The sequence below is a fragment of the Streptomyces sp. NPDC057474 genome (assembly GCF_042802555.1).
GTDB lineage: Bacteria > Actinomycetota > Actinomycetes > Streptomycetales > Streptomycetaceae > Streptomyces.
In genome coordinates this window covers 42,069-65,267 of record NZ_JBHVDX010000002.1, presented here as the reverse complement: position 1 = coordinate 65,267, position 23,199 = coordinate 42,069, and the positions used below count along the sequence as shown (strand labels likewise).

19 protein-coding genes are annotated in these 23,199 nt (G+C 71.5%); 9 read left to right on the top strand and 10 right to left on the bottom strand.

What is annotated here, in order from left to right; genetic code table 11:
* Both ACFU53_RS00915 and ACFU53_RS00910 read right to left on the bottom strand, forming a co-directional pair.
* Positions 1–843, bottom strand: coding sequence for a vWA domain-containing protein (locus ACFU53_RS00915; RefSeq protein WP_383984380.1), 843 nt, complete (start codon positions 841–843; stop codon positions 1–3).
* 132 nt (positions 844–975) lie between these two features.
* The gene (locus ACFU53_RS00910) at positions 976–2,241 is read right to left on the bottom strand and encodes an amidohydrolase family protein (RefSeq protein WP_383984377.1); all 1,266 of its coding nucleotides are present in this window, start codon (positions 2,239–2,241) and stop codon (positions 976–978) included.
* Between the two features lie 242 nt (positions 2,242–2,483).
* On the opposite strand from ACFU53_RS00910, the gene ACFU53_RS00905 reads away from it, so the two are divergent.
* The 3 genes from ACFU53_RS00905 (at position 2,484) to ACFU53_RS00895 (ending at position 6,526) form a co-directional block, all read left to right on the top strand.
* Positions 2,484–5,522 carry a BTAD domain-containing putative transcriptional regulator gene (locus tag ACFU53_RS00905; protein ID WP_383984374.1) on the top strand — a complete coding sequence of 1,013 codons (3,039 nt, stop codon included), beginning with the start codon at positions 2,484–2,486 and terminating at the stop codon, positions 5,520–5,522.
* A 252-nt stretch (positions 5,523–5,774) separates the two neighbouring features.
* Positions 5,775–6,020, top strand: coding sequence for a hypothetical protein (locus ACFU53_RS00900; protein WP_383984371.1), 246 nt, complete (start codon positions 5,775–5,777; stop codon positions 6,018–6,020).
* 146 nt (positions 6,021–6,166) lie between these two features.
* Positions 6,167–6,526: a DUF6247 family protein gene (locus ACFU53_RS00895; RefSeq protein ID WP_383984368.1), complete on the top strand. Its 360-nt coding sequence runs from the start codon at positions 6,167–6,169 to the stop codon at positions 6,524–6,526.
* A 21-nt stretch (positions 6,527–6,547) separates the two neighbouring features.
* Here ACFU53_RS00895 and ACFU53_RS00890 read toward each other — a convergent pair whose 3' ends face one another.
* Positions 6,548–8,212, bottom strand: coding sequence for a fatty acid--CoA ligase family protein (locus ACFU53_RS00890; protein WP_383984365.1), 1,665 nt, complete (start codon positions 8,210–8,212; stop codon positions 6,548–6,550).
* A gap of 139 nt (positions 8,213–8,351) precedes the next feature.
* Here ACFU53_RS00890 and ACFU53_RS00885 point away from each other — a divergent pair, with 139 nt between their 5' ends.
* From ACFU53_RS00885 to ACFU53_RS00875, 3 genes are read left to right on the top strand one after another with little or no spacing between them, the layout of a single operon-like run.
* Positions 8,352–9,500 (top strand): lipid-transfer protein, encoded by a 1,149-nt coding sequence (locus tag ACFU53_RS00885; protein WP_383984362.1) that lies wholly within the window; start codon positions 8,352–8,354, stop codon positions 9,498–9,500.
* A 27-nt stretch (positions 9,501–9,527) separates the two neighbouring features.
* A complete protein-coding gene (locus tag ACFU53_RS00880) occupies positions 9,528–9,944 on the top strand; it encodes a Zn-ribbon domain-containing OB-fold protein (RefSeq protein ID WP_383984359.1) in 417 nt (138 codons plus the stop codon).
* On the top strand, positions 9,941–10,720 hold the full coding sequence (locus ACFU53_RS00875) for an enoyl-CoA hydratase/isomerase family protein (RefSeq protein ID WP_383984356.1): 780 nt from the start codon (positions 9,941–9,943) through the stop codon (positions 10,718–10,720). Before ACFU53_RS00880 ends, ACFU53_RS00875 begins: the two co-directional genes overlap by 4 nt.
* An 18-nt stretch (positions 10,721–10,738) precedes the next feature.
* Here the strand turns inward: ACFU53_RS00875 and ACFU53_RS00870 are convergent, their stop codons facing one another.
* The gene (locus ACFU53_RS00870) at positions 10,739–11,314 is read right to left on the bottom strand and encodes a hypothetical protein (RefSeq protein ID WP_383984353.1); all 576 of its coding nucleotides are present in this window, start codon (positions 11,312–11,314) and stop codon (positions 10,739–10,741) included.
* A 141-nt stretch (positions 11,315–11,455) separates the two neighbouring features.
* Here ACFU53_RS00870 and ACFU53_RS00865 point away from each other — a divergent pair, with 141 nt between their 5' ends.
* Positions 11,456–11,986 (top strand): hypothetical protein, encoded by a 531-nt coding sequence (locus tag ACFU53_RS00865; RefSeq protein WP_383984350.1) that lies wholly within the window; start codon positions 11,456–11,458, stop codon positions 11,984–11,986.
* Between the two features lie 383 nt (positions 11,987–12,369).
* Here the strand turns inward: ACFU53_RS00865 and ACFU53_RS00860 are convergent, their stop codons facing one another.
* The 4 genes from ACFU53_RS00860 to ACFU53_RS00845 all read right to left on the bottom strand — a co-directional run bounded on the left by ACFU53_RS00860 (position 12,370) and on the right by ACFU53_RS00845 (position 18,489).
* The gene (locus ACFU53_RS00860; RefSeq protein WP_383984347.1) at positions 12,370–13,614 is read right to left on the bottom strand and encodes a CU044_5270 family protein; all 1,245 of its coding nucleotides are present in this window, start codon (positions 13,612–13,614) and stop codon (positions 12,370–12,372) included.
* Positions 13,611–14,249, bottom strand: coding sequence for an RNA polymerase sigma factor (locus ACFU53_RS00855; protein WP_383984344.1), 639 nt, complete (start codon positions 14,247–14,249; stop codon positions 13,611–13,613). The genes ACFU53_RS00860 and ACFU53_RS00855 overlap by 4 nt, the downstream gene beginning before the upstream one ends.
* A gap of 513 nt (positions 14,250–14,762) precedes the next feature.
* Positions 14,763–17,111 (bottom strand): PQQ-binding-like beta-propeller repeat protein, encoded by a 2,349-nt coding sequence (locus ACFU53_RS00850; protein WP_383984341.1) that lies wholly within the window; start codon positions 17,109–17,111, stop codon positions 14,763–14,765.
* 337 nt (positions 17,112–17,448) lie between these two features.
* A complete protein-coding gene (locus tag ACFU53_RS00845) occupies positions 17,449–18,489 on the bottom strand; it encodes a VOC family protein (protein ID WP_383984338.1) in 1,041 nt (346 codons plus the stop codon).
* Positions 18,490–18,794: 305 nt separating this feature from the next.
* On the opposite strand from ACFU53_RS00845, the gene ACFU53_RS00840 reads away from it, so the two are divergent.
* Entirely contained in the window at positions 18,795–19,442 is a 648-nt protein-coding gene (locus ACFU53_RS00840; RefSeq protein ID WP_383984335.1) for a TetR family transcriptional regulator, read from the top strand.
* A gap of 317 nt (positions 19,443–19,759) precedes the next feature.
* Here ACFU53_RS00840 and ACFU53_RS00835 read toward each other — a convergent pair whose 3' ends face one another.
* Both ACFU53_RS00835 and ACFU53_RS00830 read right to left on the bottom strand, forming a co-directional pair.
* On the bottom strand, positions 19,760–20,248 hold the full coding sequence (locus ACFU53_RS00835; protein WP_383984332.1) for a nitroreductase/quinone reductase family protein: 489 nt from the start codon (positions 20,246–20,248) through the stop codon (positions 19,760–19,762).
* A 23-nt stretch (positions 20,249–20,271) separates the two neighbouring features.
* On the bottom strand, positions 20,272–21,591 hold the full coding sequence (locus ACFU53_RS00830; RefSeq protein WP_383984329.1) for an acyl-CoA dehydrogenase family protein: 1,320 nt from the start codon (positions 21,589–21,591) through the stop codon (positions 20,272–20,274).
* Positions 21,592–21,723: 132 nt separating this feature from the next.
* Here ACFU53_RS00830 and ACFU53_RS00825 point away from each other — a divergent pair, with 132 nt between their 5' ends.
* Positions 21,724–22,929 carry an acetyl-CoA acetyltransferase gene (locus ACFU53_RS00825; protein ID WP_383984517.1) on the top strand — a complete coding sequence of 402 codons (1,206 nt, stop codon included), beginning with the start codon at positions 21,724–21,726 and terminating at the stop codon, positions 22,927–22,929.
* Positions 22,930–23,199: the final 270 nt, after the last annotated feature.

Genomic DNA, 23,199 nt, shown 5'->3' with positions numbered 1-23,199 from the left:
TCAGCGCAGCTCCGTCGCCCGCGTACCGATGTCCAGGAACTCCACGATGTTGACGATGTCGGCGTTGTAGACGAAGCCCCGGGTGGCCTCGCTGACGCGATGGCCCTGCGAGGCGGCGTAGGAGCGCATATGGCTGGGGAGGACGCTCGACATCTGGAACAGCAGGCGTGCGTAGGTGTCCGGCAGGCTCTCCTCGCTGTCCGGAAACGTGATGGGCGTACCGCCGCTGCCGGACACGTGGAGGTTGAACAGAAGCACCGCTCCGTCGGCCGTGGAGTGCGAGGCGAGTCCGATGGCCGCGCTGGTCGGGTCGCCGTCGGTGGACTCGCCGTCCGTGAGGTTGAGGACGATCGGCGGGAAGCCGCCAGGGTGCGCCTCGACCCAGTTGGCCACGAGCGAATCCGCGTAGCCGAGGGCCCTGGTCATGGGCGTACCGCCATTGGTCACCGGATCCATCCACACCGGGAACTGCACGGACGTCTCGACCAGTCCGCCCGCGCCGTCCGGAACCTTCTTGGCACGGCTCTCCACCCGGGCCGGATTGTTCGCGACCTCGCTCAGCGGAACGAGGTCGCGGCCTGCCAGCTCGCCCTGGAACGCGGATCCGACGTGGCTGTGGCCGTATCCGATCACCGCGACATGGAAGTAGTCGCGTACGCCTTCCTCCTTGGCGCACTTGACCGACAGCTCGGTCAGCAGTCGGTTGATGGCGTCCGACACGACTTCGGCCCGTTGCCGCGTCACCTCACCGCCACCCATGGGGTCGCTCATCGAGGCGGACTGGTCCACGAGAAAGATGAAGCACCCGGGGTTGGTCCGGCTGATCTCTGCGGTGTACGGCAACTGACGCCCCCGAATCCTCTGCGCAAACCGGCACGGGGACAGTCGCAACGCACTCGGCCCCCCCAAGAGCGTTCACGATATCCGATGACCCGACAGTTCACACGAGTGTCGTACTTACCCCCCATCCATCGCTCAAGGCCCCGCCCACAGCCCCTCCTCCGTAAGCCCCAGCAACTCGATCGCGTTCCGCCGCACGATCCGGTCCACCACGTCCGGGTCCAGGTGCCCCATCTGGGCCTCGCCGACCTGCCTCGACTCGGGCCAGGTGGAGTCGGAGTGGGGGTAGTCGGTCTCGTAGAGGACGTTGCCGACGCCTATCGCGTCCAGGTTGCGGAGCCCGAACGCGTCGTCGAAGAAGCAGCCGTAGACGTGGTCGGCGAAGAGTTCCGACGGCGGGCGGTGGACCTTGTCGGCGACGCCGCCCCAGCCCCGGTTCTCCTCCCAGACGACGTCCGCGCGCTCCAGGATGTACGGGATCCAGCCGATCTGGCCCTCGGCGTACATGACCCTGAGGTTGGGGAAGCGCTCGAACTTGCCGCTCATCAGCCAGTCGACCATCGAGAAGCAGCAGTTGGCGAAGGTGATCGTGGAGCCGACGGCGGGCGGCGCGTCGGCGGAGGTGGACGGCATACGGCTCGACGAACCGATGTGCATGGCCACGACCGTGCCGGTCTCGTCGCAGGCGGCGAGGAAGGGGTCCCAGTCGTCGGTGTGGACGGAGGGCAGACCGAGGTGCGGGGGTATCTCCGAGAAGGCCACGGCGCGGACCCCCCGGGCCGCGTTGCGACGTACCTCCGCCGCCGCCAACTCCGCGTCCCAGAGCGGGACGAGGGTGAGCGGGATCAGCCGGCCCCGCGCCTGCGGACCGCACCACTCCTCCACCATCCAGTCGTTGTACGCCCGGACGCCGAGCAGCCCCAGCTCGTGGTCCGCGGCCTCCGTGAACGTCTGGCCACAGAAGCGCGGGAAGGTCGGGAAGCAGAGGGCCGACTGGACGTGGTTGACGTCCATGTCCGCGAGGCGCTGCGGGACGTCGTACGAGCCGGGGCGCATCTGCTCGTACGTGATGATCTCCAGCTTGATCTCGTCCCTGGAGTAGCCGACGGCGGTGTCGAGGCGGGTCAGCGGGCGGTGCAGGTCCTCGTAGACCCACCAGTCGCCGATCGGGCCGTCGTCGCCGGGGGCGCCCATCACGGGCTTGAAGCGGCCGCCGAGGAACGTCATCTCCTTCAGCGGCGCGCGGACCACGCGGGGGCCTGTGTCCCGGTACTTCTTCGGGAGCCGGTCCTGCCAGACGTTCGGGGGTTCCACCGTGTGGTCGTCGACGGAGATGATCTTCGGGAAGGGCGGGACGGGGGTGGTGGTGGCATCCGTGGCGCTCGTCTCCAAGGTGTCCATGTCCGTCACGGTAGCGCCGATCTGACGACCCGTCAGTAATCTGTACGGCTCTCCGGCGGGCGCTTCCCGGCGGGACACGCCAGGCGCCGGACGGACATCGGGGCGCGCATGTGCGCGGAGAGCTTGTGTGGACCTGGTGATATCCCGCGTGGCTACCTGTGATCGAGCTCTCGCACGGCTGACGGATCTGCCATGAACAAGGCAAACTGGCCTGGTTGTCAGGGAGGCCTTAGGGGGCGTCGATGGGCGGTGAACCGGGAGTGCCGGAGATCGGTGTGCCGCGAGTGCCGGAGCAAAGGGTTGCCGTGGACGCCGGGACTCCGGAACCGGACCCCCAGGCCTCGGCCGAGCTGCGCTTCAGCGTGCTCGGACCCGTACGGGCCTGGCGCGGCGCCGAGCCTCTGGCCACCGGTTCGCCCCAGCAACGTGCCCTGCTGGCCGCGCTGTTGCTGCGTGAGGGACGCACGGCCACCGCGAGCGAGCTGATCGACGCACTGTGGGGCGACGATCCGCCGTCGCAGGCGCTGGCCGCCGTACGGACGTACGCCTCGCGGCTGCGCAAGGCGCTCTCCCCCGGCGTACTGGTCAGCGAGTCCGGCGGTTACGCGGTCCGCGCGCTGTCCGGCGGCGCGCTGGACCTCGCCGTGGCCCAGGAACTGGCGACCGACGCCGAGAAGGCCAAGAGCTCCGGGGATCTGTGTCATGCCCGCCATCTGCTGAACAAGGCGTTGGGGCTGTGGGACGGGGAGGTCCTGGCGAGCGTTCCGGGGCCGTACGCGGAGACGCAGCGGGCCCGCCTCGAAGAGTGGCGTCTCCAACTGGTCGAGACCCGAATGGACATGGACCTGGAGCAGGGCTGCCACGCGGAGGCGGTGTCCGAGCTGACCGCCCTCACCGCCGCGCACCCTTTGCGGGAACGGCTGCGCGAACTGCTGATGCTGGCGCTGTACCGCAGCGGACGGCAGGCGGAGGCCCTCGCGGTGTACGCCGACACGCGCCGCCTCCTCGCCGACGAACTCGGTGTGGACCCGCGCCCTGGTCTGCGGGAGTTGCAACAGCGCATCCTGCAAGCGGACCCGCGCCTCGCGGAACCCTCCGCTCCCCTCGCCCCCGAGCCCGCCGCCACCCCCGTCCTTCCCGCCCAACTCCCCGCCACCGTCCCGGACTTCACCGGCCGTGCCGCCTTCGTCGGCGACCTGAGCAAGGTGCTGGCGGAGGCGTCCGGCGCCGACGGCCAGGTGATGGCCGTGTCCGCACTGGCGGGCATCGGCGGCGTCGGCAAGACGACCCTCGCGGTGCATGTGGCTCATCAGGCCCGGTCGGCCTTCCCGGACGGCCAGCTGTACGTCGACCTCCAGGGCGCGGGCTCCCGCCCCGCCGAACCGGAGACGGTCCTCGGCTCGTTCCTGCGGGCGCTGGGCACGGCCGACTCCGCGATCCCCGACTCCCTGGAGGAGCGGGCCGCGCTGTACCGGTCGGTCCTGGACGGTCGCCGGGTCCTGGTCCTGCTCGACAACGCGCGGGACGCGGCCCAGGTACGGCCACTGCTGCCCGGCACGGCGGGCTGCGCGGCCCTCGTCACGGCCCGGGTGCGCATGGTGGACCTGGCCGGGGCCCACCTCGTCGACCTCGACGTGATGTCCCCCGACGAGGCCCTCCAGCTCTTCACGAAGATCGTCGGCGAGGAGCGCGTCGCGGCGGAACGCAAGGCCGCGCTCGACGTCGTCGCGGCCTGCGGTTTCCTGCCCCTCGCCATCCGCATCGCCGCGTCCCGCCTGGCGGCGCGCAGAACGTGGACGGTGTCCGTCCTGGCCGCCAAACTCGCCGATGAGTGGCGCAGGTTGGACGAGCTGCAGGCCGGCGACCTGGCGGTGAAGGCCACCTTCGAGCTGGGCTACGGCCAGTTGGAGCCCGCCCAGGCCCGCGCCTTCCGCCTCCTCGGCCTCGCGGACGGGCCGGACATCTCCCTGGCCGCCGCGGCCGCCGTACTGGACCTGCCGCCGGAGGAAGCCGAGGACGTCCTGGAGATCCTCGTCGACACGTCTTTACTGGAATCCGCGGCCCCGGGCCGCTACCGCTTCCACGACCTCGTACGCCTCTACGCGCGTGCATGCGCCGAACGGGACGAACAGCCGCCGAGCATGGGGGCGTCTCACACGCCTTTCGGGCAGTGGGGGCGGGAGGCGGCGATGTCGCGGCTGCTGGACTTCTATCTGGCGACGGCGGCGGAGGTGTACGCGATCGAGCGGCCGGGGGACCGGCTGGTGGACCACCTGGAGCCCACCGAGTATCCGGGCCTGCGCTTCACCGAGGGCTCCGCCGCCCTCGACTGGCTCTACAACGAGGCGGCCTGCCTGCTGGCCTGCGTACGGCAGTCCGCGGGCACGGACCGGCTGCGCCGCGCCGTCGACCTGCTCTGGGCGGCCAAGGACCTCACCGAGTCCGGCGCCAACTCCCACCAGTACGAGACGACCGCGCGCGCGATGTGCGACGCGGCGCGGGCGGCGGCGGACGTACGGGCGGAGGGGCGGGCGCGGACGATGCTGACCAACGTTTTACTGGTGTCCGGCCGCATCCAGCAGGCGGGGGACCAGGCCCGGCTCGCCATGGATCTCACGGCCTCCGCGCAGGACGTCGCCGCCAGTTGGGTGGCGAACGACCGGGGTCTCATCTCCATGCACCAGGGCCGGTACGCGGACGGCAAGACCTTCCTGGAGCAGGCGATCGAGGGCTACCGGGCGGCCGGCAACCGGCTCAACGAGGCGGTGACGCTGGCCAATCTCTCCCGCGCCCATCTGGGCATGGGCAACGTCGCCAGGGCGATCGACATCGCGCGGCACAGCCTCGACGTGCACACCGAGATGGGCCGGCCGATGCGACGCGCCAACGCCCATCTCGCTCTCGGCCTCGCGCTGACCAGTGCGGGACGGCACGCCGAGGCGCTCGAACAGTTCTCGGACGCGGAGGGCATCTTCGCCGAGCACCGGCAGCGGCTCTGGGAAGGCAACACGCACTTCCGCAAGGCCGAGGTGCATCTCGCCGCGCAACGTCCCGCGCGCGCCGCCCAGCACGCCGAACAGGCCCTCGCTCTGGGCTGTGTCGGCGGCGACCGGATGCGCGGTCACATCGTGACGCTCCTCGGACGGGCCCTGTCCACGCTGGGCCAGACGGACCGGGCGAAGGCCTGCTGGCGGGACGCGATCAACCTCTACGAGCAGAGCGGCGCCGCCGAGGAGGCGACGGCCGTACGCACACTGATCGCCCCGGCGGCCGCGACCTGAGGGACGGGCACGGTCGCGGGCACCAGGAGGGCACGGGGCGGCGGGCGCGCGCCAGACTGTTGCGGACGTTCAGCATTCGTTTATCTCCGCCCGGCACTCTCTTTCTTGCCAGACCGTCGTGTCGGGGGGCAGGCGGTCTGAACGGGGGCGCAACCAGTTGGGATGTGGCTCCGCATCGCCCGTCCGGCGGCCCTCGGGGGAGTCTCCGGACGGGCGTTCCTGACTAGTCACCACAGCAGAGGAACTCAGGCCATGAGCGACAAGAAGACGGACGCGGACCTCACCACGCTGGACAACAGCATGCCCAGCGAGCCGGCCAAGTCCGAGGCCGAGACCATCACGACGATGGACAACAGCATGCCCACGCCGCCGAAGAACCCGATCGTCAAGCCGCTGGACAACAGCATGCCCAGCGAGCCGGCCAAGTCCGAGGCCATCACGACGATGGACAACAGCATGCCCGCCCCGCCCGCTCTCGACCTCGACAGCGGCAAGTAGGGCCAACGCCAGACTTTCATTCCCACGGGATCGGCCGCGGTGGCGCGGAGGGGGAGCCACCGCGGCCGAGGCGTGTCCGGGGGCCGGCCGCCCGGGAGCCTCGGCGGACCCCCGGCAGGAGCCTGCACGACCAGGGGAGGACCAGGATGATCGCAGCGCATGTCGGACCCGGTGCTCCCGTCGCCTCACGGCCGGAGAGAACACCGCCCGCGCTGCGTGCGGCCCTGGAACAGGTGGCGCCTCACCGCCTGGGCGAGATGGAACGGCAGAAGGACGAGGCCATCACCCTGGCGGCCCGCACAGGCAGTCTCGGCCCGATCACCCGGTTCCTCGAAACGTGGGCCGTGGCCATCGAGATCGCCAGAATCCCCGCCTCCGCCGCGCGACTGCGCGCCGCCGAGCACACCGCACGGACCGTCGACCACGACGATCCCGCCTGGCGCGAGGCGATGGACGAGATCCACGATCTGCACTCCGCCGCACGGAAGTCGCTGAACCGTGAGTGACCTGTGCGGAGAGCCCGCCCCTCACCGCCCCCGCAGCTCCCCCTTCACCACCTTCCCGCTCGCGTTCCGCGGCAGCTCGCCCACGAAGTCCACCGCCCTCGGCACCTTGTAGTTGGCCATCTCGCGCCGGGACCAGGCGATGAGGTCGTCGGAGGTCAGGGTCGCACCGGGCCGGCGTACGACGTATGCCTTGCCGACCTCGCCCAGCCGGGCGTCCGGGACGCCGATGACCGCCACGTCGGCCACGTCCGGGTGGAGGCCGAGGAGTTGCTCGATCTCGGCCGGGTACGCGTTGAACCCACCGACGATGAACATGTCCTTGATGCGGTCGGTGATACGGAGGTTGCCGTCGTGGTCGAGGACGCCGACGTCACCGGTGCGGAGCCAGCCGTCGGCCGTGACGGCGCGGGCGGTCTCGGCGGGATCCTCGAAGTAGCCCCGCATGACGTTGAAGCCGCGGACGAGGACTTCGCCCGGGGAGCCGGGCGGCAACGCCTTCCCCGACGGGCCGACGACCCGCACCTCCGTCCCCGGGATCGCCCGGCCCGACGTGGACGCGATCACCGACGGCTCGTCGCCGCGTCGGCACATCGTGACGATGCCGGAGGCCTCGGAGAGGCCGTACGCCGTCAGGACGGTGTCCACCCGAAGCTCCGCCCGCAGCCGTTCGACCAGTTGGAGCGGCACCACCGCCGCGCCCGTCACGACCAGGCGCAGGGCGCTCAGGTCGTAGTCGTCGCGGGCGGGGTGGTCCAGGAGGGACTGGTGGAGGGTGGGCGGGCCGGGGAGGACGGAGACGCGTTCCGCCGCCACGTTGGCCATCGCCGTCTCCACGTTGAACACCGGCTGCGGGATCATCGTCGCGCCCCGCATGAGGCAGGCGATCACGCCCGCCTTGTAGCCGAAGGTGTGGAAGAAGGGGTTCACGATGAGGTAGCGGTCGCCCTGCCGGAGCCCGGCCAGTTCGCTCCATACCTCGTACGCCCGCAGGGTCTGCGCGTGGGTGATGACCGCGCCCTTGGGGCGGCCGGTGGTGCCGGAGGTGAAGATGATGTCGGACGGGGAGTCACCGGTCAGTGCCTCCGACCGCTCCCGCACCACCCCCTCCCCCACCCCGTCGCCGCTCGCGAGGAAGTCCTTCCAGGTGCGGAAGTCGGCGGGGGCGTCGTCGGAGAGGACGACCACCTGCTCCAGACACGGCGCCCCCGGCAACGGCCCCGGCCTCGCGGGCGGACCGCCCTCGCACTCCCCCACCACCGTCCCGCCCGCCGCCCGCCGCAGCGAGGCCACGTACGACGTCCCCAGGAACGTCCCGGTGATGAACAGCAGCTTCGCCCGGCTGCGCACGAGCACGTCCACCGCCTCGCCGCCCTTGAAGCGGGTGTTCAGCGGCACGAGCACCGCGCCCGCCGAGACCGCGCCCAGCGCGGAGACGATCCAGTCGAGGGAGTTCGGCGCCCAGAGGGCGACCCGGTCGCCGACCCGGACCCCGTTCGCGACGCACGCCGCCGCCGCGCGCTCCACCCGCGCGCCCAGCTCCGCGTACGACACCCGCGTACGCCCGTCGACGACGGCCTCGACCCCGCCGAACCGCCGGGCCGCCGAGCGGACCAGCCCCGGAACGGTCCCCCATTCCACGTCACCGCGCCCACCCACGTCTCCGCACACATCCACGTCATCGCGCACAGCAGGCCTCCGTACCCGAGAACCAGTGTCCCGGCATTAGCTGACTACCCGTCAGATTAGCTGTACCCTGACGGACTGTCAGCAGCCGGCCACCGGCCGGACAGTCCCTGGCCCATGCCCCTGTGCGGAGGTGTGCCCCATGGCCGTGCTCAAGGACGCGACAGCGATCGTCGGCATCGGCCAGACCCCCTTCGCCAAGCAACTGCCGGAAACGGAACGGGCGTTGGCGTGCCGCGCGATCCTCGCCGCCCTCGACGACGCGGGGATAGCGCCGGACGAGGTCGACGCGCTCGCCTCCTACACGATGGAGGAGACGGACGAGGTCGAGGTGGCGAAGGCGCTCGGCCTCGGGGACCTGACCTTCTTCAGCAAGGTCGGCTACGGCGGCGGCGGTTCCTGCGCCACGGTCGCCCATCTCGCCGCCGCGATCGCGACGGGGCAGGCCACGGTCGGCGTCGCCTGGCGGTCCCGGAAGCGCGGCTCGGGCCCCCGCCCGTGGAAGAACACGACGGTCCAACTCCCCACCCCGGCCCAGTGGACCCGTCCGTACGGGCTGCTCCGCCCCGCCGACGAGATAGCCATGCTCGCCCGCCGCCACATGCACGAGTACGGCACCACACGGGACCACCTCTTCAACGTGGCGCTGGCCTGCCGGAACAGAGCGAACCAGAACCCCGCCGCGATCATGTACGAGCGCCCGCTGACCCGCGAGATGTACATGAACTCCCGCTGGATCAGCGAGCCCCTCTGCCTCTTCGACAACTGCCTCGAGTCCGACGGGGCGTTGGCGTGCGTCCTCGTCTCCGCCGAGCGCGCACGCGACTGCCGCCGGGCCCCCGTGTACGTCCACTCCGCCGCCCAGGGCCTGCCCGCCCAGCACCACGGCATGGTCAACTACTGGAACGACGACCCGCTGACCGGCCCCGCCTGGACCGCCGCCCGCCACCTCTGGAAACACGCGGACCTCACCCCGGACGACATCGACGTCGCCCAGATCTACGACGCCTTCACCGCCCTCATCCCGCTCTCCCTGGAGGGCTACGGCTTCTGCGGCCGGGGCGAGGGCGGCGCCTTCACCGAGGGCGGCGCCCTGGAGAGCGGCGGCCGGCTGCCCGTCAACACCTCCGGGGGCGGCCTCAGCGAGGCGTATGTGCACGGCTTCAACCTGATCACCGAGGGCGTACGGCAGTTGCGCGGCACGAGCACCGCCCAGGTGCCGGGGGCCGCGACCTGCCTGGTGACCGCGGGCGAGGGGGTACCGACCTCGGCGCTACTGCTCCGCAATTGAACGAGTCGATGAGGACGGGGAGTTGAGATGCTGACACCGGTGGTGGACGACGACGGCGCACCCTTCTGGGAGTACGCCGCCAAAGGCGAACTACGCATCCAGGCCTGCGCCGACTGCGGCGAACTCCGCTTCCCGCCCCGGCCCTGCTGCCCGCACTGCCGCTCCTTCGCGACCGAGTGGCGCCAGGTGGCCGGCCGGGGCCGGATCTGGTCGTACGTCCTCCCCCACCCGCCCCTCCTCCCCGACTACGCCGAGCAGGCCCCGTACAACGTCGTCCTCGTCGAACTGACCGACGCCCCCTGCATCCGCCTCGTCGGCAACCTGGTCACCGAGCCGGGCGCCCGCCTCGACTCCGTCCCCGTCGGCCGCCTCCGGATCGGTGCGCGGGTCCAGGTGGTCTTCACCGCCGCCGGCCTCCCCCAATGGGTACTGGAGCGACCGTGACCCTGCGCACGACGACGGACAAGGACACGGGCGTCGCCGTCCTCACGCTGGACCGCCCGGAGAAGCACAACGCGATCGACCTGCCCATGGCTCAGCAACTGACCTCTACCTGGCGGGACTTGCGGTTCGACGACACCGTACGGGCCGTCGTCGTGACCGGGGCCGGCGCCCGCGCCTTCTGCACGGGCCTCGACCGGGACGCGGCGACGGCCGTCCCCCAGCCGAACTCCCCGTACACGATCGAGGACCCCCTCCTCAGGATCGGCCCGAAGTCGAACGACCTGTGGAAGCCGGTGATCGCGGCGGTGAACGGCATGGCCTGCGGCGGGGCGTTCTACCTGCTCGGGGAGTCCGAATTCATCGTCGCCGACACCCCCGCCACCTTCTTCGACCCCCACACCACGTACGGCATGGTCAGCGCCTTCGAGTCCGTCCTCATGGCCCAGCGGATGCCGTACGGGGAGGCCGCGCGGATGGCGTTGATGGGCACCGCCGAGCGGATGTCGGCGCGCCGGGCCTTCGAGGTGGGGCTGGTGTCGGAGGTGACGGAACCCGGCGAGGCCGTCGCCGCCGCCGTACGGTGCGCCGAGGTGATCGCCGGGTATCCGCCGGAGGCCGTCCAGGGCACGGTCCGGGCCTGCTGGTCCGCCCGGGAAGCGGCACGGGCGCACGCCCTCGCGTACGCCCCGCACCTCGTCTCCCTGGGCAACCTGCCGGAGGAACGGCAGGCGGGGCTTTTCGCGGGGCGCCGACCTGGTGGGTACCGGGTGCGGTGAGCCCTCGCCTCGCTGCGATCAGCTGATCGGCTCGGCCTCCGGTTCCGCCACGCAGTGGTCGACCGACGACGCCATGCTCTTCCTCGCCATCTCGATGTCGACGGTCACCTTGTCGTCGGCGGGCACGTCGATCTTCCAGGTCTCGTCCTTGAGCGTGGCGCCGCTCTTGTCCTTGAACGAGACGTCGACCCAGAACGCCGCGTCACTCGGGTTGGGGTTGGTCACCTCGACAGTCGCGTACGGCTCCTTCACAGTCGCGCACTTCACCAGCCGCACGGTCGCCGGCTCCAACTGCCCCTCGCCCGAGCCGGTGTCCCCGGTCGACGAGTCGCCGTACGAGTCGTCGTAGTCATCGTCGTTGTCGTCATAGTCGTAGTCCTTGCCCAGACCGGACGTGCTACCACCCGAGGACGAGGACGACGTGTCGTGGTCCTGGGAGGAGGAACTGCAACCGCCACCGCCGCCGTCGCTGCTGCCGCCACTGGAACTGGTGCCACCGTGGCCCCGACCCGTCGAGAACCCGGTCAGGGCGAGCACGACGACCGCTGTCATCGACGCGAACCTCAGTCCGCGCCCCCGTATTTGCATGTGCATGCCCACACCATAGTCACCACGGGCATCACGTGGCGGGCAGGGGACGAGGATGCTGTCGATGCCGAGCGGTTCGTACGATTCGGTGTCCCGCATGTCGTCGGGTGAGGATGTGGATCTCGGTCGGAAGAAGAGGTGGGGCAAGTGGACAGGAACGCCGGCTTCGCGGTTGCCGGGGCGCTCTTGCTGGGGCTGTTGGGGGTTGGCTGCGGAGCAAGTGAGAACGGCTCGTCGGCTCCGTCGTCCGAACCGACACGAGCGAAGGCGTCACCCTCCTCGGCCACCGAGACCGCAGAGACCGCAGAGACCGCAGAGAAGACCAGGGCTCAGGTGGTGGGGGACCTGCAATTCGCCTTCGGGGACGTGGGTGAGGGATTTGTCGTCGCGAAGGATCCTCTCGGGCGCGACTGCGTGGTGGATGGCACGGCACTCAGCCGAAAGATTCCGCGCAAAGAGGAACTGCTGCGAGGCGTCCGTCTTCTGGAGAAGCGGGGCTGGCACTTCGACGGCGAGCTGATGGAGATGAGCCCCGAGTTCGGCGCCTTCCTCGATCTGGGGGAGTGGTCCGTCATCGCCGGTGTGGCGCACGTGCCGGACGAGGTCAGAGAGCAGGCGGCCCCGAACGCCGGGGTGTTGACCGTCTCGGCGACGGGGTCGTGCAAGCCGTCGTCGTAGCGGCGTACGGCTCGTGTGCGTGACCCCGCACGACCCGCACGACCCGCACGACCCCGCATGCGAAAAGTGCCTTCCGCCTGGACCGCCAGAACCCCCTCGACAAGGTTCATCGTCCCAGCGCAGAAGGCACTTTCGTGTCTCAGCCCGACCGAAACGGCGGGGCCAGGGGGCCGTCAGACCCGGAGGTCAGCGGAGTCCGCGCGAGGCCGGCAGGCCGCACGCCTCCGTCACGCTCTCGCACGCGGCGTTGCCCGCGGCCGCGAGTGCGGTGGCCACGCGGGTGGCGGGTGAAGCCAACCGTCGTACGGGTGTTGTCATCTTCTCCTGTGCTCCTGCTGGATCCTGTAGCTCTTGCCGGGGGTGTTTCGCCGGATCGCACGCGCTCAGCGCTGGGCGTTCTCCGGCACCGTGATCTGGCTCTCGCCCCAGCCCATCCGGGTCGTCGCCGTGTAGTTCACCGTCGTGCCCGCGTCGAGACCCGCTTCCCGGGCCCTGTCCGAAGGTTCGACCAGCACGAGCTGCTCGCAGAGCAGCTCGCCGGTGGACGGGTCCACGACCACCCGCTGCTCCACGCTCCCCAGCGGTGTCCCGTGCGTGCCGGGGAACGCGATCCCGACGCCCTCGCGCCCCAGCGGATCGGTGACACGCCCCAGCCCCCGGACGCCGGGCTGTTCCGCCATCACCCGGTACGCGGCCGCCCGGACAGCGGGCTTCACCGGCATCGTGATGAGGTCGGCCGCCTGACGCAGCACGTAGGCAGTGCGGTCGCTGATCTCGGCACCGCTGTCCTCCCCGTACCGGCGCTCCAGCTCTCGGCGCAACTCGGCGCTGTCGGAGGGAAGTTCAAGCAGATCCTGGTAGGAGGCATTCCGCGAACCAAGGGCGTAGATCTTGTCGTCGGCGTCCGTCCGCATGACCGTCGGCGGCCGGGTTCCCATCGTGTACCCGAGCGTGCCGCCTTCCTCGTTCCCCGTGACCTCGGCCTGCATCGTCTCGGGTGAGCCGGCGGCCCGCCAGCGTGCCTCGTCCTCCTTGGTACGGGGGGCGATCACGGCGTCCAGACCGGAGACCATCAGGCTCCGGGTTCCCGGGCGCACGCCGACCGACCACTCCGCGGTCCCCGTGTCGCGCACGGCGAAGAGCCGCCCCTTGCCTCCCGCCGCGCTGACGACGTTCACGTCCTCCGAGCGCGTGGTGGTCTGCCAGTACGTTCCTTCGCCGGCCGACGTCTCGACCTTCTTCGCCGCACTGAGCAGTTCGAGGCGGCCGTCCGGCATCGACGTACCCGGCCGAGCGGCGGAGGAGGACTGCGGGGGTGCGCCCGGGCTCACGCCCAGAGGGTCCCGGTCGAGCGTGCTCACGACCACCGCGGACGCCGCGACGACTGCGAGGGCCGCGACGGTCCCGAACGGCCGGATCGTGCCCCGGAGCCGCCCCGGCACCCGGAATCGCTCCGGTACCCGGAAGCGTGCCGCGCGACCGTCCGTCGCTCCGGCCAGGATGCGTGCCAGGTCCTCGCGCTGCCGCGGGGAGTCCACCAGCCTGGACGGATCCAGTTCGTCGGGCCGGGCGCCCGCGAGCACCTTCATGACGTCGGGCCGCCCGGACCGTTCGTGGGTGTTCTTCACGTGAGTGCTCCTTTGCGATCAGTGCGGCGCGGGGTGTGTGCGGGTGGTGCGGAGTCCGTCTTCTGCGCGGACACCGGCTCCTGCACGGACACCGGTTCCGATACGCGTGCCGCCTCCGGTACGGGTGCCGTATCCGCCGGGTACGCCGGCTCCAGGGCCTTCTCCAGACGGCGGCGGGCCCGGTGCAGCCGGACGGTCAGCGTCGCGGTGGTGCAGCCCAGGACCCGTGCGGCCTGCTTGGCGCTCAGCCCGTGCCAGGCGATGAGCGTCAGCAGTTCCCGGTCGGCGTCGGACAGGCTCGCCAGGGCCTGCAGCGCGGCTTCCCGATCGGTCACGTCCGCCGCGACGTCACCGACGTCGGCCCGGGCACCGCTGCTGATGCGCTGTGCCTCCGCGGCGGCGAGGGCGTACTGGTGGCTGTCCCGGCGACGCAACTCGCGCACCAGGTTGCGAGCCACTCCCAGGAGCCAGGGCAGCGCGGGTTGCGAGATGTCCCGCACCCGCCGCCAGGCCACGGTGAATGTCTCGCTGGTGATGTCCTCTCCTACCTGCCGTCCCACCAGGCTCGTGGTGTAGGCGAGGACGCGCGGATAGCACTCCTCATAGATCTCCCTGAAACGTTGGGCATGCGTCACGCGCCGTCCCCTCATATCGGCTGTCTCACCAAGCAATGCGCGCAGCGGCCCACTTCTTACAGGGGGAGCCGAAAAAAGCATGGGATGGGGAGGTGTCGGACCGGGGGCGGCTTCCGGCGCCGCGCACGGAAGCGACCCGACGAACGGGCCGGAGGGCAGCCGATGGCGACGCTGGGCGGCCCGCTCGGAACGGCATCGCGTCACGTACGACCGGTGGTTGCCGCTGCTCCCCCGCGAACCCTGCCGGGAGCCAAGGCGCATGCGGGCGACCGCACACGCCGAGTACCCGGTGTACGCCGGGGCGGGACGTCGTACGGCGTTATGTGATGGCGTACTTGAGAGAGAAGCGGCCGGGACGGGCGTGAACTCGGACCTACTGGACGACCAGCACCGCGAGCCCACCGTCCCGCGTGCGCCCCCTGCTTTTCAGGGGCGCGGCAAACTGCGCGGGCGCCCACGAACCACCCGCGGTCGCCCGATCACAGCCGCCCCCGAGCCATGAGGCGCCGGCGCCTACGAAGTCCGCGCCGTCCCCGTCCCCTTCTCCGCGTCCAGCGCGTACACACACCGGTCCTTGCTGCACGCGTACACGACGCCGTCCTTGACGACGGGCGAGCCGGTGATCTCGCCACCCGTCGCCAGCTTCCAGCGCAGCCGCCCGTCGTCCGCCTTCAGCGTGTACAGGAGGTGGTCCGTCGAGCCGAAGTGGATACGGCCCTCCGCCACCGACGGCGATCCGACGATCTCGCCGCCCGCCTGGAAGCGCCACTTCGGCGTCCCCGTGACCGCGTCGAGGGTGTAGAGGCCCTTGCCGCTGCCGACGTGGACGTGTCCGGCGGCGACCAGTACCGGCTCCAGCGAGGAGCGCGACTCCGTGGCGATGCGCCAGCGGTCGCGGCCGTCCGTGGCGTCGAGGGCGTAGACCGTGCCGAGGTAGTCGGCGAGGTAGACGCCGCCGCCCGTGACCGCCGGCCCCGGCGCGAACGTGGGAGCGGAGAGGAAGACGGCCGGTGCCTCGAAGTGCCAGCGGACGTGGCCGCCGGCGATGTCGATGGCGAGGACGCGGCTGCCGGCGGAGACGTACACGTATCCGTCCGGGGCCGGTGTCAGCCGTACCGGGACACCGCCGCAGGAGGCCGCGTCGCCGATGGGGTACGACCAGCGCTCGTCGCCCGTACGCGCCTCCAGGGCGCGCAGCCGGGCGTCCTTCCAGACGTACACCGTGCCGTCCTGCACGACCGGCCCGGCCTCGGGGGACTCGAAGTCGGTCTGGGCGCCGGTGAGCTCCCAGAGCTTCTGCCCGTTGGACGCCTCCCAGCCCTGTACGCCGCCGCCCCGGGTCGCGGTGACCACCGTGCCCCGGTCGGCCTTCAGGGAGTACACCCAGGCGTCCGTCGAAAGCCGCCACAGGTCGGCGCCCTCACGGGCGTCGAGCGCGAAGAGGGTCGGGCCGTCGGAGGCGTGGATACGGCCGTCCGCGACCGCCATCGACCAGGCGACGTCCCGGGTCTTGAAGCGGCGCCGGCCGGTGGCCACATCCAGGGCGTGTACCTCGAAAGAGGTGACGTAGACGAGGTCGTCGGCGACGGACGGGGTGCCCCATACGTCGTTCGACATGCGGAAACGCCAGGGGCGCCAGCCGGAGGCGGCAGGCTCGGGAACGGCGGGCGGGGCGGTCACGGAGGGCGCGGGGTCGGCGCCGTTCACGCCGGCGCGTGGCCGGGACCAGGACGCGGCGAGGCCCGCCTCGGGAGGGGGCGCCTTCACGGCGGCCGCGCGGGCGTCGGCGACGCGCGGACCGGGCCCGATGGGCACCTGGCCGCCGGCGAGCCGTACCGGCCCGGTGTCGGGGGCACCGATGGAGAGGGGCGCGGGGTCGTACGAGGGCGGGGGCGGCGGTACCGGGGCGGCCGGGCGGCCGCCGCCGCTGCGCCCGCCGGACGTCTGCTGGGGCTTGGGCGCCGGGCGTCCGCCCCGGCGGGTCTCGATCAGGCTCACCGCCTTCTCGGGCAGCCACGCCGACGCCGTACCGCTGTCGTCCGAGCCGGAGCCGAAGAGGTGGGGCGCCAGCTGGGCCTGGAGGTCGGCGGGGTTGGGGCGCGCGGTCGGGTCCATCTGCATACAGGACTCGATGAGGGGGCGCAGATCGTCCGGGAGGCCCGAGAGGTCGGGGCCCTCGCGCAGCAGCATGAAGACGGTCTCGACGGGGTTGGCCCCGTGGAACGGCGCGTGACCGGTGGCGGCGAACACGAGCATCGAGCCGAGCGAGAAGACGTCGCTCGCGCCGGTCACGCTCCGCGAGTCCTTCGCCTGCTCGGGCGACATGTACGCGGGGGTGCCGACGGCGACGTTCGTCATCGTCAAACGTGTGTTCGAGACGCCGGACGCGATACCGAAGTCGATCACCCGCGGCCCGTCCTCGACGACGAGGACGTTGGAGGGCTTCAGGTCGCGGTGGACGAGTCCGGCGCCGTGGATGGACTGCAGGGCTTCGGCCACGCCCGCGGCGAACCAGCGGACGGCCTGGACCGGCATCGGCCCACAGTCATTCACTATTTCCTCGAGCGAGGGCGCGGGGACGTACGCGGTCGCCAGCCACGGCACGGCGGCGCGGGGATCGGCATCGACCACCGCCGCCGTGTAGAAGCCGGACACCGCGCGGGCCGCCTCGACCTCGCGTGTGAAACGGACCCGGAAGAGCTGGTCCTCCGCCAGCTCCGTCCGCACCGTCTTGATCGCCACGCGCCGGCCCGACGCCGAGCGCGCCAGATAGACCAGCCCCATGCCGCCGGCACCCAGCCGTCCCAGCACCTCGAACGGCCCGATCCGCCGCGGATCGTGCTGCGTCAGCTGATCCACCACTTGCCCTGCCACCTCCCCGTACGGACCGCGTCACCCACGTTGTGCGCGCGACCCCCGTGCAGCGTCTCACCACCGCACCGCCATGGCGGCACGCACCCCGATTCTTCCTGCTACCGGGTGCTGGTTGCGAACCCGGGTGCGGAACGGGGTGTCTCAGGACAAAACCATGTTGTCCGCCTCTCGGGAAGCGGGAGCCCGGATGGTGGGACACCGTGGCGAGCCGCGTACCACCTGCGCACAACCCCGTACGTCTGCCCACGCGGCGGCCCCGTCACTCCAACGGAGACAACCGGCCCACGTTTGTCCTCCCGCCGACCGACTGCCGTCTTCTTGCTGGTCAGCCCTCGTCCCCCAGGCCGGTCGCCCCGCGTTCTCCCCCCGGTCGGGCCTCGTCCTCGCGCTGGTCGTCCCCCTGTTGCCGCAGATCATCCGGGCGCTGTTCGGCCTGATCCACCTCCTGCGGCGCCTCCCGCCGGCCGTTTCCGCCCCTCCGTTGGAGCAGCGCGAAGGACGCCCCTTGATTGTCCGTGACGACCGCCACATTTCCGTACGACGTGTCGAACGGCGGCACCTGCACGCGGCCCCCGAGCCGGCTGACGGTCCCGAGCGCGGCCTCGCAGTCCTCCGTCCCGAAGTGGACCAGGAAGTGCGGCGGCATCTCCGCCGGGAAGACGTCCGTGAGCGTGGCCCGGCCGAAGTCCGGGGCCGCGTCCGGGCCGAAGAGCGCGTCGTGGAAGAGGTGCGCGTAGAAGGAGTTGGCCGCCTCGGTGTCCCGTGTGTACAGCTCGGCCCACACGAACGTGCCGGGTTCGTGGCGCCGCCCGAAGCCGTGATGCGTACCGGCCTGCCAGAGACCGAAGACGGCCCCCTCCGGGTCCGTGGCGAGCACGGCCGTGCCGAGCGTGCCGACCGGGGTCGGCGGGGTGATCACCTGACCACCGGCCGCGGTGATCCTGGCGGTCAGGGCGACCGCGTCCGGGGTGGCGAAGTGCAGCGTCCAGACGGTGGGGAAACGGCCGTCGGGCTTGGGGGCGAGGGCGGCGACGGGGGTGAGGGTGGGGATTGGGGTGGGGATTGGGGTGGGGGTGAGGGTGGAGGTGGGGATGGCCGGGCTTCCGGGAGGGGTGGCGGGGGCGCCCGGAGCCGCGGGGGCGGCAGGGGCGGCCGGGGAGCCCGAGGCGTACGCCCACACTTCGTGTGCGCCGTCTCCGGGGGCCACCTTGAAGGTCCATCCGAAGAGTTCGCCGTAGAACCGCTTGCCCGCCTCCAGGTCGGGCAACTGGGCGTCCACCCAGCAGGGGACGCCCTCGGGGTACGCGGCGGCTGCCCTGTCGGCGGCGGCTCCCGTCCCGGCGGCGGCTCCCGTCTCATCGGCCATAGGGCCAAGCTAACGGCCGCTCACGCGGGGCGCGCGTCGGAGACCTCCAGCCCCCGTTGCGCGGGGGAGCCCGAGGCGGCGCGGGGAACTGCGCGACGAGCCCCCGCCCACCCCGCGGACAACAAACTCACCCGTGCGGGGTCGAAGGGGCGCAGCCCCTCGGGAGGGAACGGGCAGGGGCGGCGGGGCGAAGAAAATCCGCCACCGCACCGCAGGGCCGCCCCACGAACCCCTTGGTGAAGCCCCTGCTCCCCATTTGCAGTCGGCCGAATCGCGCTCCGATCACCCCTCGGTAAGCTGACGGCATGACAGGACAAGTGCGTACCGTCGACGGCCGCGTGGCCGGCCGGCGAGGGCAGGCGACCCGGCAGAAGCTGCTCGACTGCCTCAGCGAGATGCTCAGCTCGTCGCCCTACCGGGACGTCAAAGTCATTGATGTCGCCCGGAAGGCGGGGACTTCGCCCGCGACCTTCTACCAGTACTTCCCGGACGTCGAAGGCGCCGTCCTGGAGATCGCCGAGCAAATGGCCACCGAGGGCGCCACGTTGACGAGCCTCCTCGAAGGCCGCTCCTGGGTCGGCAAGGCCGGCTGGCAGACCGCCCAGGAACTCGTCGACGGTTTCCTGGAGTTCTGGCGCAAGAACGACGCGATCCTCCGCGTCGTCGACCTGGGCGCCGCCGAGGGCGACAAACGCTTCTACAAGATCCGCATGAAGATCCTGAACTCGGTCACCAACTCCCTCTCGGAGACGGTCTCCGAGCTCCAGGCCAAGGGCCGCGTCGACAAGGACGTGAGCCCGGGGGCCCTCGCCGGTTCCCTCGTCGCCATGCTCGCCTCGGTCTCCTCGCACCAGAAGGGGTTCCAGAGCTGGGGCGTCAAGCAGGCCGAACTGAAGCCCAACCTGGCCCTGTTGGTCCACCTGGGCATCACCGGCAAGAAACCCACGAAGTAGCCAGGAGCACCCGGGCACGCCCCCGGACGCGATTCCTGTCACGCAGCCGGCACCCTCCGACGAGGCGTGCCGCCTGCCGCGTTCAGGGGGAACCAGGGGATCAGGGGACCAGGGGACCAGGGGACCAGGGGGCCTAGAAGCTTGGGGGCTTGCGAGGTCGGGGGCTTGCGGGGCCTTGACCTTGGGGCGAGAAAACCGGGGCCGGAGGCTCGGGGGCGAGAAAACCGGGGCCGGGGAGGCCTAGGGCCAGGCCGCCCGCGGCGCGCCGTCACCCACCGCCGCCGTACGGCGATCGGCTCTCCCGTGGCCGCCCACCCTCACCGCCGTACGATCCGGAACACCCGTATCTCCCGGTCGACCCGGGCCTGGTACGTCGAGTACGGCGGCCAGAACCTCAGCAACTCCTTCCATACGGCCGCCCGTTCCGTCCCCGCCAGCAAGTGCGCGGTGACAGGGATGTCCTGGCCCTTCCAGTTGATCTCGGCGTCGGGGTGGGCCAGCAGGTTGGCACTCCAGGCGGGGTGGCCGGGCCGGCCGAAGTTCGACCCGACGAGAACCCAACTGCCCTGCCCTTCCTCGGGCATACAGGCCAGCGGTGTACGCCGCGGCACCCCGCTCCGCGCGCCGGTCGCGGTCAGTACGACGCCGGGCAGCAACTGCGCGCTGAGCAGCACCCGGCCCCGGGTGGCCCGGTGCACGGCGCGGTCCAGCGCGGGTATGACATGCGGCGCGATCTTGGCGAACACCGGAGCCGAGGACACCTTCTGCACCAGCCGCACGCCCATGTCCTTCATTCCCTCCGTCATCCCCGCCGCGCTCCTCGAAGCCATCAGCCCCGCACCTCCCTCTGCTCGCCTCGCCCGTCGACCGCGAAGAGCCCCGCCGCATCGGCCGCCCGCCCCCGCAGCCGGTGCACCGGCCCGAAGAGCGATTCGTCCCCCGCCGCCCGCTTGAAGTACAGCTGCGCCTCGTGCTCCCAGGTGAACCCGATCCCCCCGTGCAACTGGATTCCCTCCCCGGCGGAGACCCGCAACGCCTCCAGCGCCTGCGCGAGCGCCAGCCCACCGACTCGCTCGCCGGCCTCTCCGCCCTCTCCGCGGGGCTTGGCAGCAGCCGCCCAGGCCGCGTAGTACGCCGCCGAGCGGGCCGCCCGCACCCGCACGTACACATCCGCGAGCCGGTGCTTCACCGCCTGGAACGACCCGATCGGCCGCCCGAACTGCTCCCGCTGCCGCACATGGGCGACGGTCCGCTCCAGCGCCCGGTCGGCGGCGCCCACGGCCTCCGCGGCGAGCACGGCGGCCGCCGCGTCCCCGACCTCGGACAAGGCCGACAACACATCGACGCCAGCACGGGCACGGGCACGGGCACCGGCACCGGCATCGGCATCGGCACCGGCACGGACGTCGGCACCAACACCAAAACCAACATCGATCCCCAACAACTCCGCTTGTACATCCCGGAGTTCGAGCCTAGCCACTGGTCGCGTCTCGTCGATGGAGGTCTGGCGCACCCGTACGAGGCCCCCACTGGCACCCAGCTTCTCCCGCACCAGAAACAGCAGCGTCCGTGAGCGGGCGTACCCCCCGGCGTGCGCGGCCACGACCAGCAGCCCCGCACTGTGTCCGTCGAGCACCTGCCCGGCCTCCCCGTAGAGCCGCCACCCGTCCTCGACGCTTCGCGCCTGGACGCCCCCGGAACGGCCACCGCCGGCCCACGCACTCCCGTTGTCGCCGGTCAGCGCCAGCGCGGTGGCGAGGGCGGTGCCCGGTACGGCGAGGGCCGCGGTGAGCCGGCCGGAGGCGAGGCGGGGCAGCAGTTCGGCGCGCTGCCGCTCGGTGCCGAGGGCCAGGATCAGGGGGGTGACGAGGACGGAGGTGGACAGCAGCGGCGAGGGGGCGAGAGCGCGTCCCAACTCCTCGCTGGCCAGCGCAAGTTCGGTCACCGAGCAACCGACGCCGCCGTACACCTCGGGGAGGGCGAGCCCCGGCAGCCCGAGCTGTTCGGAGAGGGCGGCCCACAGCCCGCAGTCGTACCCCTCCCCCGTCCGGACGGCGGCCCGGACCTCGCCCGGACCACAGCGCTTGAGCAGCAACTCCCGTACCGTGCGCCGGATTTCCTCCTGCTCGGCGGTGAAGCGGGCATCCATGGGCGGTCCCCCTCCTGCTCCCCCAACGTCCAGATCTGACGGTCCGTCATATTAGGCCGGAAGGCAACCGAAGCACAGGGTTGCCGCCCCTACATCTGATGTACCGTCAGATCCATGACTGCCGCGCCTGCTATGCCCGGAACCGGCGACCGTCGTGACGCAGCACCTCGCGGCGGCGGCCGGAAGGTCGCGATCGTCGGGGCCGCGTTGTCCGACTGCGGCCGGGTGGACGACGCGACCCCGTACGCGCTCCACGCGCAGGCCGCCCGGCGGGCCCTCGCCGACGCGGGGCTGGAGCGCACGGCCATCGACGGCCTGGCGTCGGCCGGCCTGGGCACGCTGGCGCCGGTGGAGGTGGCGGAGTATCTGGGCCTGCGGCCCACCTGGGTGGATTCCACCTCGGTCGGGGGCGCGACCTGGGAGGTCATGGCGGCGCACGCGGCGGACGCGATCGCCGCCGGACACGCGAACGTCGTCCTCCTCGTCTACGGCTCCACGGCCCGCGCGGACATCAAGGCGGGCCGCCGCACCGGCAACCTCTCCTTCGGGGCGCGCGGCCCCCTCCAGTTCGAGGTCCCCTACGGGCACACCCTGATCGCCAAGTACGCCATGGCCGCGCGCCGCCACATGCACGAGTACGGCACAACCCTGGAGCAGTTGGCCTCCGTCGCCGTACAGGCCCGGGCGAACGCGGCGGCGAACCCCGAGGCGATGTTCCGCACGCCGATCACCGTCGACGACGTCCTCGCCTCCGCACCGATCGCCGACCCGTTCACCAAGCTCCACTGCTGCATACGTTCCGACGGCGGCGCGGCCGTCCTGCTGGTGGCGGAGGAGTACGTACGGGACTGCCGGCCGACGACGCCCGTCTGGATCCTCGGCACGGGCGAGTACACCTCCCACACGACCATGTCCGAATGGCCCGACTTCACGGTCTCCCCGGCAGCGGTCAGCGGCCGTCTGGCCTTCGAACGAGCCGGAGTGCGCCCCGCCGAGATCGACTTCGCCGAGATCTACGACGCCTTCACCTACATGACCCTCGTGACCCTGGAGGACCTCGGCTTCTGCGCGAAGGGCGAAGGCGGCCCCTTCATCGAGAAGAACCGCCTGACCCTCACCGGCGACCTCCCCGTCAACACCGACGGCGGCGGCCTCTCCGCCCAACACCCCGGCATGCGGGGCCTCTTCCTCTTCGTCGAAGCCGTACGCCAACTACGCGGCGAGGCAGGCGACCACCAGGTCCGAACCTCCGACGGCCACCTGCCCCGCCTGTCGGTGGCGTCGGGCACGGGCGGCTGGTTCTGCTCCTCGGGGACGGTCGTGCTGGGGCGGGGGTGAGGTTCCCCGGCCACCCTTTCGGGTGAATCAGGCCTGATCGGAGCCCGCAGATTGACGCTTGCATCAATTTCCCGTTGGTCGCAGGAGACAAGGCCGGCAACTGGGGCGGCCCGATATGGACCGCCTGCTCGCCGAGGTCCGCGCCTACAAGCTCGCCGAGCTGCGGCGCGAGCAGGACCTCACACAACGCGACATCGCGGACACTTCGGGGACGCCGCGTACACCGTCGGCTGACGGCGGTCGTTCAGCGAGGCCCCGGCTTCTTCGCCC

What these genes read in the sequence shown, in the direction of transcription:
- ACFU53_RS00845 (WP_383984338.1), bottom strand. Translation starts at nt 18,489, where the DNA reads ATGGCCGATGAGACGGGAGCCGCCGCCGGGACGGGAGCCGCCGCCGAC.
- ACFU53_RS00825 (WP_383984517.1), top strand. Translation starts at nt 21,724, where the DNA reads ATGCCCGGAACCGGCGACCGTCGTGACGCAGCACCTCGCGGCGGCGGC.
- ACFU53_RS00880 (WP_383984359.1), top strand. Translation starts at nt 9,528, where the DNA reads ATGCTGACACCGGTGGTGGACGACGACGGCGCACCCTTCTGGGAGTAC.
- ACFU53_RS00910 (WP_383984377.1), bottom strand. Translation starts at nt 2,241, where the DNA reads ATGGACACCTTGGAGACGAGCGCCACGGATGCCACCACCACCCCCGTC.
- ACFU53_RS00885 (WP_383984362.1), top strand. Translation starts at nt 8,352, where the DNA reads ATGGCCGTGCTCAAGGACGCGACAGCGATCGTCGGCATCGGCCAGACC.
- ACFU53_RS00905 (WP_383984374.1), top strand. Translation starts at nt 2,484, where the DNA reads ATGGGCGGTGAACCGGGAGTGCCGGAGATCGGTGTGCCGCGAGTGCCG.
- ACFU53_RS00900 (WP_383984371.1), top strand. Translation starts at nt 5,775, where the DNA reads ATGAGCGACAAGAAGACGGACGCGGACCTCACCACGCTGGACAACAGC.
- ACFU53_RS00895 (WP_383984368.1), top strand. Translation starts at nt 6,167, where the DNA reads ATGATCGCAGCGCATGTCGGACCCGGTGCTCCCGTCGCCTCACGGCCG.
- ACFU53_RS00870 (WP_383984353.1), bottom strand. Translation starts at nt 11,314, where the DNA reads ATGCACATGCAAATACGGGGGCGCGGACTGAGGTTCGCGTCGATGACA.
- ACFU53_RS00830 (WP_383984329.1), bottom strand. Translation starts at nt 21,591, where the DNA reads ATGGATGCCCGCTTCACCGCCGAGCAGGAGGAAATCCGGCGCACGGTA.
- ACFU53_RS00840 (WP_383984335.1), top strand. Translation starts at nt 18,795, where the DNA reads ATGACAGGACAAGTGCGTACCGTCGACGGCCGCGTGGCCGGCCGGCGA.
- ACFU53_RS00835 (WP_383984332.1), bottom strand. Translation starts at nt 20,248, where the DNA reads ATGACGGAGGGAATGAAGGACATGGGCGTGCGGCTGGTGCAGAAGGTG.